Origin of the sequence: Asticcacaulis sp. (assembly GCF_020217185.1) — a bacterium.
Lineage (GTDB): Bacteria > Pseudomonadota > Alphaproteobacteria > Caulobacterales > Caulobacteraceae > Asticcacaulis.
The window spans coordinates 1-10,000 of sequence record NZ_JAIWNX010000191.1; the positions used below are offsets into that span (position 1 = coordinate 1).

The following is a 10,000-nucleotide window of genomic DNA, read 5'->3' on the forward strand; positions in this document are numbered from 1 at the left end:
CGTTTGCCGCCTTTCTGGCGCTGGAGCGCGCGGCGCGTCAGGATGAGGACGTGGCCAAGGCCATCCGCCCGGCGCAGGAAGCCTTTGACCGCGGGGCCATGGGCCGCGCCACGCCGGGCTTTATCACCGCCGGTGTCGATGCGCGTTTTCAGGCCAGCCGTGATCTGGCCCGCTTTGCGCTGGATGGTCTGCACCGGGCCGCCCTGACCTATGATCAGCCCGAACGCATCGAAAATCTGCTCAATGTTATCAAGCGCGCCGTGCATATGCTGAACCGCAAGGGCGATGTGACGGACCTCTGGGTCGATTGAGAGCGGTCTGAGAAAACGGCTGACTTTCGGGCGCGTAAAAGATATTAGCCACGAAAAACACGAAAAGACACCAACGTCGAGCTCACAGGGTTTGTGCCCGAAGGGCATCTGATCGTTTTGCGACGCATACGCGGTCAGGCGCTTCGCGCCAGTCATGACCATAGCGTTCGTGTCTTTTCGTGTTTTTCGTGGCCCATCCTTTTCGAAAGTTCACCATGCGTCAGTTGCTGCGTTCCAAGATCCACAACGCCTACGTCACCGAGGCCAATCTGGCCTATATCGGGTCTATTACCATAGACGAGGACCTGATGGACGCCGTCGGCCTGTGGGAAGGTGAGCGCGTACTGGTGGTGTCCAACACGTCGGGCGCCCGTCTGGAAACCTATGTCATCACCGGTGAGCGCGGCTCAGGCAAGATCGCCATGAACGGTGCCGCCGCCCATCTGATCAACGAATCTGAACAGATAATCATCATGGGTTTTGAGCTGACCGACACTCCGATTATCCCCAGAGTCGTGCTGGTTGATCGTCAGAATCGGGTTGACCGCTACCTCAGCGAAACCCCCTCGACGATTCTCTAACAGGACTCTTTTTTAGGGGTATTTTTGCCTTTCGCGCCCAAACCCTTGTGGCGCTTGGCATAATGTTTTTTTTAGGATTTTGTTAACGAAAAACTTCGCCTCTGCGGCGACTTGGCCGTTGACGATGCGATCCGATTATGGCCCCATATAGGGGCTGACGGCGGTCTTCGACACTATATCTAGTTGTCTTGGGTCTGACCTTCGGTGCTCCGGGGGCGGAGCGGTTTTCTCAGGCATACCAGGTGAGTGTGACGATGTCGGCAAATGATGCGGCGGCGAAGGTTCAGGGTGCGGCGTCTGTTAAGGGTACGCTCAAGGTGCGTCCCAAGGAGCGTCCGGAGTTCAAGCTGATCAAGACGGTCGTGACCGATCCGTCCAAGGACGACAAGCTCACCGACTTTGGCAAGAAGACGCTCGACGACCGTTATCTGCTGGCCGGTGAAACCTATCAGGACATGTTCGCCCGCGTCGCCACGGCCTATGCCGACGACTCCGAACACGCCCAGCGCATCTATAACTATATTTCGAACCTGTGGTTCATGCCGGCGACGCCGGTCCTGTCGAACGGCGGGGCCAAGCGCGGCCTGCCTATCTCCTGCTTCCTCAACGCCGTGCCCGATTCGCTCGAAGGTATCGTGAGCGTGTGGAACGAAAACGTAGCGCTGGCCTCCAATGGCGGTGGTATCGGCACCTACTGGGGCGGCGTGCGCTCCATCGGCGAAAAGGTCAAGGGCGCGGGCCAAACCTCAGGCATCATCCCCTTCATCCGCGTGATGGACTCCCTGACGCTGGCCATTTCCCAAGGCTCCCTGCGCCGGGGTTCGGCCGCCGTCTATATCGACATCTTCCACCCGGAGATCGAAGAATTCCTCGAAATCCGCAAGCCGTCGGGCGACTTCAACCGTAAGGCGCTCAACCTGCACCACGGTATCTCGATCACCGACGAGTTCATGGAAGCCGTCCGCGACGGCGCGCAATTCGGCCTGCGCTCACCCAAGAACAACGAGATCATCCGCTATGTGGACGCGCGCGCCCTGTGGCAGAAGATCCTCGAAATCCGCATGCAGACGGGTGAGCCCTACCTGATCTTTGCCGACACGGTGAACCGCTCCATGGCTCCGCACCAGCGCGAGCTGGGCCTGAAGGTCAAGCAATCGAACCTGTGCGCCGAAATCATGCTGCACACGGGTAAGGACCATCTGGGGCATGAGCGCACCGCCGTGTGCTGCCTGTCCTCGGTCAATGCCGAAACCTTCCTCGAATGGCGCGACGAACCGCGCTTCATCGAAGACATCATGCGCTTCCTCGACAATGTGCTGGAAGATTTCATTCAGTCGGCCCCGGACGCCATGTCGGCCGCCGTCTATTCGGCAAAGCGCGAACGCTCGGTCGGCCTCGGCCTGATGGGCTTCCACTCCTTCCTGCAATCGCAGGGCGTGGCCTTCGAATCGGCCATGGCCAAGTCGTGGAACATGCGCCTGTTCAAACACCTGCGCCGCGAAGCCGACAAGGCTTCGGTCAAGCTGGCTCAGGAGCGCGGGCCCTGCCTCGACGCCGAAGAGCGCGGCGTGATGGAACGCTTCTCGCACAAGCTGGCCATCGCCCCCACGGCCTCGATCTCGATCATCTGCGGCGGCACCTCGGCGGGCATCGAGCCGATCCCGGCCAATATCTATACGCACAAGACCCTGTCGGGCTCGTTTGCGGTGAAAAACCCCTTCCTGCAAAACCTGCTGGCCGAAAAGGGTCTCGACACGCCGGAAACCTGGGACTCTATCGTCGAGCACGAAGGCTCGGTGCAGCACATCGACGCCCTCAGCGAAGATGAAAAGGCCATCTTCAAGACCGCCTTCGAAATCGACCAGCGCTGGGTGGTGGAACTGGCCGCCGACCGCGCGCCGGAAATCTGCCAGTCGCAATCGCTCAACATCTTCCTGCCGGGTGATGTCGATAAGTGGGACCTGCACATGCTGCACTGGACGGCGTGGGAACAGGGCGTCAAGTCGCTCTATTATCTGCGCTCCAAGTCGGTCCAACGCGCCGCGTTTGCTGGTTCGGAAGGCAAGGCCGCCGCAGTGTCGATGGCGGCTGCGGGCAAGACGGACTACGAGGAATGCCTCGCCTGTCAGTAAGCAGGGCCTCAGGCCCTGCACCCGAAACCGGGAGCAAGTTTGAAAGGCCGGAGCCCCCGCTTCGGCCTTTTGCTATGGAATGTTTATGACTGAGATCATTCGCGCCGATTACCGCAACCCGGTCCATGCCAAGGCCATTGTCACCCTGATGCAGGCTTATGCGCAGGACCGTATGGGCGGTGGCGAAGCCCTGCCTCTCGACGTGACTTCGGTACTGATCGAGCGTCTGGCAGCCACGCCGGGGGCGGTGTCGCTTCTGGCCTTTGCCGATGGACAACCGGCAGGTCTGCTCAATGCCTTTGCCGGGTTTTCGACCTTTGCTGCGCGGCCCCTGCTTAACATCCATGACCTGATCGTCGCCCCGGCGTTTCGCGGGCAGGGCGTGGCGCGCGCGCTGATGGCTGAGGCTGAAGCGATTGCCCGCGAACGCGGCTGCGCCAAGCTCACCCTTGAGGTGCTGGAAGGCAATGCAACAGCGCAAAGGCTTTATCAGTCTCTGGGCTATGGCGATTACGTGCTGGACCCGGACATGGGCCGCGCCCTGTTCTGGCAGAAGAGGCTCTAACGGCCTTTGTGTACGTCGCGGAACAGCAGCATATCCTTGATCTGCGCGGCGCGTTTGTCGTCGAACCCGCAGCGTTCCGGTCCGGCCTGCGGATTGGCAAAGGTGCCGAACAGCATATCCCACAGCGGCAGGCCGTAATTCTGTTTGTGATGACCGTACTGGTGATGCACGCGGTGCATTTCCGGGCGTTGGGTGATATAGCCGAGCCAGTGCGGGGTGCGCTGATCGGCGTGGGCGACCAGATCAAACACGCTGACCAGTATCAGCGAAAAGGCCAGCGACAGGCCGCTGACGCCCAGGACCCCATAGGCCACCACGGCGTTGAGCAGGGCCGCCATAAACGCATCGACCGGGTGAAGATAAAAGGCCGTCAGCGCTTCGATACGGCGCGGGGCGTGGTGTAGCTGATGCACAAAGCGCCACAGCGTATCCGAGACATGCGTGGCGCGATGCCACCAGTAAGCCAGGAAGCTGGAGACCAGAAAGGCGATAAACCCGCCGCTCAGCGGGTCCACGTGCGCTTTCAGATCAAACAGCGACCATTGCGAAATCAGCCGATCAAAGACAACACCGACCGCTACGACCGCCAGAAGACTGGCCGCGTTGAGGCTGCCGGCCAGGATACGCCAGCGCCGGTCACAACTGGCTCCGGAGGCCGGGGCAATGACTTCGCGCGTAAATATCAGAACAAACAACAGCCCTGTGATGGCTATGACGCCCAGTAACAGCATCCCTGTCTCCCCCGTTTTGGATTTGATAGCACAGATCATCCAAAGGTCCACCTGCGCCGTTGACTCGCTTTGCGGCGCGAAGCTACTAAGGGCGCACCCAAAATCCATTATAAAAAGCGATTTCTAATGCCAGTGACATTGACCGCCTTCCTCGAAGGCCAGAGCGGCCTGCCGCAAAGCCTGAAAACCCTGATCACCGCCATGGCCGGGACCTGTGCCGTGATCGGCCGCACCGTGAACCTCAGCGCTGTCAATGATCTTCAGGGCGCGCTGGAACAGGAAAACGTGCAGGGCGAGGTGCAGAAGCAGCTCGATGTCATTGCCAATGACATCATGCTCGAAGAAGCGCGCTGGAAGGGCGTGGTGCGCGGTCTGGCCTCTGAAGAGATGGACGACTATGTGGCCTTCGATAAGGGCGACTACCTGCTGTTTTTCGATCCTATCGACGGGTCGAGCAATGTCGATGTCAACGGCGTGGTCGGCACCATCTTCTCCGTCCTGCCCGCGCCGCAGGGGGATCTGAGCTTAAGCGACTTCCTGCGTCCGGGCCGCGATCAAGTGGCCGCTGGCTACGCAGCCTATGGCCCGCAGACCCTCCTCGTCCTCACCGTGGGCAAGGGTGTCGTGGCCTTTACGCCGGATGCCGACGGCGTATGGATACAGACCAAGACCGCCATGACGATTCCGGCTTCGACGCGCGAATTTGCCATCAACATGTCCAATCACCGCCACTGGTTCCCCGGCATTCAGCGCTATATCGACGAGTGCGTGGCCGGCAAGGACGGCCCGCGCGGCGCCGATTTCAACATGCGCTGGCTGGCCTCCATGGTCGGAGACGTGCACCGCATTCTCACGCGCGGCGGCATCTTCATGTATCCGGGCGATACCAAGCGCGCCGAGGGTAAGCTGCGTCTGATGTACGAAGCCAACCCTATCGGCTTCCTGATCGAGCAGGCGGGCGGCAAGGCCACCAACGGCACCACCCGAATCCTCGACCTTCAGCCGACAGGCCTGCACCAGCGCACGGGCGTGGTGCTGGGCTCGGCCGAAGAGGTCGAGCGTGTGGCAGAGTATCTTAACGGTTGATACCAAGGGTCATTGGAAATGACTCTTGGTATGCCTTTCGAGACTGTCTCATGTCGCTGATACATATGAGACAGTCTCGTGTCTTCAACGGCCGGATGCGGGCAGCATCTTCGGCCGTTGGTAAAATCAAGCCGTAAAGATCGTCTGAAAGCCGCCATAGATCAGGCGCTTGCCGTCAAAGGGCATGTCCATCTCGGCCATGCGCGGATCGGCCTGCGCCTTTTCCCAGGCGATATTGCGGACCTCTTTTGACGGCCAGACGACCCACGAAAAGACCACGACTTCGCCCGCTTCCAGCTTTACGGCCATCGGCAGCGAGGTCAGCTTGCCTTCCGGCACGTCATCGCCCCAGTTTTCGACCACGGCCAGCGCGCCCAGTTCCTTGAACAGGGTGGCCGTGACCTGCGCGGATTTCAGATAGGCGTCGCGGTTTTCGACTTTGACCGGACAGACAAAGCCATCGACATAGGTGGTGGGGGTCTCAGACATGGGGGCGTCTCCTCTGTTGGGAGGCACCAGCCTAAGGCCCTATGGGCAAAATACCAATGGGTCTGGATCATTATGATTTCTGTTAGAAACATAATGATCCAGCTTTTGTTTAGCCCCTCGCCGGGCGGTGGCTTTGCCACCTTGGCCGCCGCCTCAATGGCGGCTTGAGCGGAAGGATTACCAAGAAATCATTCCGCTCTATTTTCGACCAGCACCTGAAACCCGCCATAGACCAGCTTGGCCCCGTCAAAGGGCATGTCTTCGCTGGGCTGCATCCGCGGGTCGTCCATGATCTTTTCATTGGCTTCGTCGCGCGCCTCTTTGGAGGGCCACATCACCCACGAAAAGACCACGCTGTCCGACAGCTTGCCACGCGCCGCATTGCGGAAGGAGACGCCTTCGTCGCCTTCGGGCAGGTCGTCACCCCAGCATTCGACCACCTGAAGCGCGCCATATTCCTTGAACACTTCGGCAGCGGTTTCGGCCATCTTCTTATAGGCGGCGCGGTTTTCCTTGGGCACCGGGATCAGGAATCCATCGACATAGGACATGCTCAGGCCTTTCCCAGCAGGGTTTTCAGTTCGGCAATAACGCTGCGGTAGGAGTCGCGTTTGAAATGCACCACGCGCTCGATCACCTGATCGAGGTCACACCATTCCCAGCGGTCAAATTCCTGCTCGCCATGCGCCTGAAGGTTCACTTCGCTGTCGGGGCCATTAAAGCGCACAAAGTACCAGATCTGCTTCTGGCCCTTGAAATTGCGACCGATCTTCTTCTGCGCCAGCACTTCGGGCGGGAAGTCATAGACGATCCAGTCGGAGGTGCAGCCCAGTATGTCGATGGTGCTCAGGCCGGTTTCCTCATAAAGCTCGCGTCGGGCGGCGGCTTCAAGGTCTTCACCGGCATCGACGCCGCCCTGCGGAAACTGCCAGGCGTAGTCGCCGCTCATACCGAAACGGTGGCCGATCCACACCTTGTCCTGCGCATTGAGGACGACGATGCCCACATTGGGGCGGTACTCAGATAAATCCTTGCTCATCGCCTCATAATAGCGGAAGCGGGGGCCAGTTGAAGCCCTTTTTGTTCAAGGCTCTGCGTCCATTTGATCGCCACAGCCAGCGTGACGGGGTAGGCAAAGCCCGACCCCAGCGCACGGCCGCGCGCCTTGGCCTGCGCTTCGATGGCTGCCAGTTGCGCATTGATGCTCTGCGAATTGATCTGGGCGTCGATCACCCGATCGGCCGAGGCGCGCGTCCAGCCGCCGCCGACATCGCGTGCCTGACCGTCATCAATAAAAGCCACGCCGCGCGCCTTCATAACATTGAGAAAGGCCGTCATCGAGCCTTTGTCGCGTAAGTAAGCGCTGCCCTGATAGTTCATGACGCCGAAATAGCCGGTGGCGCGCCCCATCAGCCAGTTGAGGCTGGCGTTCATATCGTCCGGGCGCTGACCGACCAAAAGCGTGCGCGGGCCGGGATCGGTGTCGGGATAGTTGGTCGGCTCCATCGGAATTTCGATCAGCACCTCATGGCCCTGCGCACGGGCGGCGTCGATCCAGCCTTGCAGCCCTTCGGCGTGCGGCACGAAGGACAGGGTGACTTCGGCGGGCAGTTGCTCGATGGCGGCCTTGGTGGTGGTCGGGTTGAGCCCCAGCCCGCCGACGATCAGCGACACCATGGGCTTGCCGTTCGACTTGAACGGGCGGGCATAGGCCGAAGCCGGAACGCGGCCATCCGACGCAATGGCAGGCAATGGGCCGTTGGGGCCATTTTGCGACAGACCGGCAATCGGGGCGGGGGCGAGCGGCGAAGCGGGCAGCTTATTGGCGCTGCCGACCGTGACCGGCGCACCGTCATTGGGCAGGGTGATGACGGCCGTGCCGTCGGCGGGCCCGGCCTCGCCATTGGCGTTGAACTGATCGGCGGAAGCGTCCTTGAACAGGCCCAGCGAATCGAGCGTGAAGGCCTGAAGCCCGGAGGCCGCGTCATCAGCGGTGGCCGTCGCGGGCGCATGGGCGTCGGCCTTGGGCGCAGCGGTGGTTGCCGCTGCGATCTGAATGGTCGGGTTGCCAGCTTCCGGATCGGAAAGGCTCAAAAACAGCGCGCCGCCGCCGATAAACAGCCCCAGCGCCATCAGCGGCGCGGTGTAGGGTTTTTTCAGAATGTCGAGCGCGGCGGGCCCTAAGCCCTTGACGCGGCTCAACAGCCCGCCGTCCTTACGGAACAGCGGCGAATTGGACAGGGACGGGAGCTTTGGTTTGGCGAACATGGAGCGTGTGTGACCCAAATTTTTGTCGTGCTTCTTGAGTCCGAAAACCGGTGTACACTTTTCGGGAAGCACGAAAAACCCTGCCCGCACCCACGGCGGACAGGGTTAATATGCGCTAACGGCGGTTAACAAAGCCTAACGATCTATAAACTTAATCTCGGGTTTCGGGTGTAAGTAAGGAATTGAGTGCGGTCGCGTGAGTTGCGATTTCCGCCACAACATTTTCCACATTCCAGTTCTTATGCTCTTCGAGATAATTTGCGATGTTAATTTCACTTTGGCCTGGCCGAAGAGAAAGCGGCGTTAAAATGCCTCCCGCGCTAATTCTCATGCCGATACTCTCCGCTTTATTGCGTGCTGATGCTGAAATAGATGAAATTATATCTGTTTTTGTTTTTATGTATTTATCGGACTCTAATTGTTTTATGATCGGTAATGCACATGTTGCAGCAGATTGGCAGTATTGAATGGCCTCATCTAATGACGGAATTTGACCGTTATGCACAACTTTATTGCGAAATTTAACTTGATCAGCAGGCAGGTTTTTATAAGCGACGCCCGTCTCGATAAGGTAGGCGATGCTGAAGGCTCCAAACTGCCGTTCGGACAAATTTATAGCACTCCAAGATTTTTCAAACTCTTTTGAATCCACACCGTTAGTTAGAAGGATGACTTTGACGTAAAATCGATAGAGGCTCTCAAGGGCTGATGCGAATGAAACAACTCCTTCACGGTAATATCCATCTTTAATTGCACAAATGCTCAATTCCGAAAGCAATTCATGCTTCGGCTGAGTTAAAACGTGCAACGTTGTGTGCCCTTTATTGCACGATATATGCATCGCGCCATTATCAGGGACTATTGTTGCCTGCACAGACTCGAAATTAGGAAAGCCATTGATTTCTTGGCATTCCATGCAAACGGTCATTGTACGCAATTAATCCACCCCCTATCATTTACCTAAACGGCGGCTCATCAAACGCGCGGAGCTTGCGCGAGTGCAGCTTTGAGCCGGCCTGACGCAGCAGGTTGATCGTCTCAAAACCGATGTCGATGTGCTCGGCAATGGCGCGTTCATAGAAGTGGTTGGCCTGACCCGGCAGTTTCAGTTCGCCGTGCAGCGGCTTATCCGAGACGCAGAGCAGCGTCCCGTAGGGCACGCGGAAGCGATAGCCCTGAGCGGCCAGCGTCGCCGATTCCATGTCGATGGCCACGGCCCGGCTTTGTGAGAACAAAAGCGCCGAGGACGAATAGCGAAGCTCCCAGTTGCGGTCGTCGGTGGTGACCACCGTGCCGGTGCGCAGGCGCTTTTTGAGGGCGTCGCCGTCCTGACCGGTGATGTTGACCGCGGCCTGTTGCAGGGCGACCTGCACTTCGGCGATGGGCGGGATGGGGATTTCGCGCGGCAGCACATTATCCATCACGTGATCGTCGCGTAGGTAAGCGTGGGCCAGCACGTAGTCACCGATGCTTTGCGACGGGCGCAGGCCACCGCAGTGGCCGATCATCAGCCACACATGCGGGCGCATGACGGCGAGGTGGTCGGTGATGTTCTTGGCATTGGCCGGGCCGACGCCGATATTGACCAGACTGATGCCCTGACGGTCGGGCGACAGCAGGTGATAGGACGGCATCTGGAATTTCCGCCAGGGCGAGTTGGCGATCAGCTCCAGCGGGTTCGGCGTGTCCTTGGTGATGACAATGCCGCCGCAGCAGGACAGGGCCGTATAGGGGCTGTCCGGGCGCTTGAGCTGCTCCAGCGCGTAGGCGACGAACACATCGACATAGCGATGATAGTTGGTCATCAGGATGTAGGACTGGATATGTTCGGCCGGGG

Annotated in this window: 11 protein-coding genes and 1 pseudogene; 5 read left to right on the top strand and 7 right to left on the bottom strand. The window is 59.3% G+C overall.

Annotated features, from left to right (window positions below):
- From LDL37_RS09430 to LDL37_RS09445, 4 genes and pseudogenes are all read left to right on the top strand, one after another.
- Nucleotides 1-311 (top strand): annotated as a pseudogene (locus LDL37_RS09430) (TetR/AcrR family transcriptional regulator); the annotation flags it as partial.
- 215 nt (nucleotides 312-526) lie between these two features.
- Nucleotides 527-892, top strand: coding sequence for an aspartate 1-decarboxylase (panD, locus tag LDL37_RS09435; protein ID WP_290797221.1), 366 nt, complete (start codon nucleotides 527-529; stop codon nucleotides 890-892).
- A gap of 254 nt (nucleotides 893-1,146) precedes the next feature.
- Complete coding sequence (locus LDL37_RS09440; RefSeq protein WP_290797224.1) at nucleotides 1,147-3,024, top strand: ribonucleoside-diphosphate reductase subunit alpha; 1,878 nt, start codon at nucleotides 1,147-1,149, stop codon at nucleotides 3,022-3,024.
- Nucleotides 3,025-3,109: 85 nt separating this feature from the next.
- A complete protein-coding gene (locus LDL37_RS09445; RefSeq protein WP_290797226.1) occupies nucleotides 3,110-3,589 on the top strand; it encodes a GNAT family N-acetyltransferase in 480 nt (159 codons plus the stop codon).
- Here the strand turns inward: LDL37_RS09445 and LDL37_RS09450 are convergent.
- Nucleotides 3,586-4,320, bottom strand: coding sequence for a sterol desaturase family protein (locus tag LDL37_RS09450; RefSeq protein WP_290797229.1), 735 nt, complete (start codon nucleotides 4,318-4,320; stop codon nucleotides 3,586-3,588). The genes LDL37_RS09445 and LDL37_RS09450 overlap by 4 nt on opposite strands.
- A 126-nt stretch (nucleotides 4,321-4,446) precedes the next feature.
- Between LDL37_RS09450 and LDL37_RS09455 the strand changes: the two genes are divergently transcribed.
- Entirely contained in the window at nucleotides 4,447-5,406 is a 960-nt protein-coding gene (locus LDL37_RS09455; RefSeq protein WP_290797232.1) for a class 1 fructose-bisphosphatase, read from the top strand.
- 126 nt (nucleotides 5,407-5,532) lie between these two features.
- On the opposite strand, the gene LDL37_RS09460 is transcribed toward LDL37_RS09455, so the two are convergent.
- From LDL37_RS09460 to LDL37_RS09485, 6 genes are all read right to left on the bottom strand, one after another.
- Nucleotides 5,533-5,895 (bottom strand): DUF1428 domain-containing protein, encoded by a 363-nt coding sequence (locus tag LDL37_RS09460; RefSeq protein ID WP_290797235.1) that lies wholly within the window; start codon nucleotides 5,893-5,895, stop codon nucleotides 5,533-5,535.
- 188 nt (nucleotides 5,896-6,083) lie between these two features.
- A complete protein-coding gene (locus LDL37_RS09465) occupies nucleotides 6,084-6,446 on the bottom strand; it encodes a DUF1428 domain-containing protein (protein WP_126421822.1) in 363 nt (120 codons plus the stop codon).
- Between the two features lie 2 nt (nucleotides 6,447-6,448).
- Nucleotides 6,449-6,934, bottom strand: coding sequence for an RNA pyrophosphohydrolase (locus LDL37_RS09470; protein WP_126421820.1), 486 nt, complete (start codon nucleotides 6,932-6,934; stop codon nucleotides 6,449-6,451).
- Nucleotides 6,931-8,163: a divergent polysaccharide deacetylase family protein gene (locus tag LDL37_RS09475; protein ID WP_290797241.1), complete on the bottom strand. Its 1,233-nt coding sequence runs from the start codon at nucleotides 8,161-8,163 to the stop codon at nucleotides 6,931-6,933. The genes LDL37_RS09470 and LDL37_RS09475 overlap by 4 nt, the downstream gene beginning before the upstream one ends.
- 151 nt (nucleotides 8,164-8,314) lie before the next feature.
- Nucleotides 8,315-9,100 carry a hypothetical protein gene (locus tag LDL37_RS09480; RefSeq protein ID WP_290797244.1) on the bottom strand — a complete coding sequence of 262 codons (786 nt, stop codon included), beginning with the start codon at nucleotides 9,098-9,100 and terminating at the stop codon, nucleotides 8,315-8,317.
- Between the two features lie 19 nt (nucleotides 9,101-9,119).
- The coding region (locus LDL37_RS09485) for an AMP nucleosidase (protein ID WP_290797246.1) at nucleotides 9,120-10,000 on the bottom strand (881 nt) is incomplete at its 5' end.

Excerpts from the sequence above, each read along its gene's own strand:
- panD (WP_290797221.1), top strand. The coding sequence starts at position 527 with ATGCGTCAGTTGCTGCGTTCCAAGATCCACAACGCCTACGTCACCGAG.
- LDL37_RS09440 (WP_290797224.1), top strand. The coding sequence starts at position 1,147 with ATGTCGGCAAATGATGCGGCGGCGAAGGTTCAGGGTGCGGCGTCTGTT.
- LDL37_RS09445 (WP_290797226.1), top strand. The coding sequence starts at position 3,110 with ATGACTGAGATCATTCGCGCCGATTACCGCAACCCGGTCCATGCCAAG.
- LDL37_RS09450 (WP_290797229.1), bottom strand. The coding sequence starts at position 4,320 with ATGCTGTTACTGGGCGTCATAGCCATCACAGGGCTGTTGTTTGTTCTG.
- LDL37_RS09455 (WP_290797232.1), top strand. The coding sequence starts at position 4,447 with ATGCCAGTGACATTGACCGCCTTCCTCGAAGGCCAGAGCGGCCTGCCG.
- LDL37_RS09460 (WP_290797235.1), bottom strand. The coding sequence starts at position 5,895 with ATGTCTGAGACCCCCACCACCTATGTCGATGGCTTTGTCTGTCCGGTC.
- LDL37_RS09465 (WP_126421822.1), bottom strand. The coding sequence starts at position 6,446 with ATGTCCTATGTCGATGGATTCCTGATCCCGGTGCCCAAGGAAAACCGC.
- LDL37_RS09470 (WP_126421820.1), bottom strand. The coding sequence starts at position 6,934 with ATGAGCAAGGATTTATCTGAGTACCGCCCCAATGTGGGCATCGTCGTC.
- LDL37_RS09475 (WP_290797241.1), bottom strand. The coding sequence starts at position 8,163 with ATGTTCGCCAAACCAAAGCTCCCGTCCCTGTCCAATTCGCCGCTGTTC.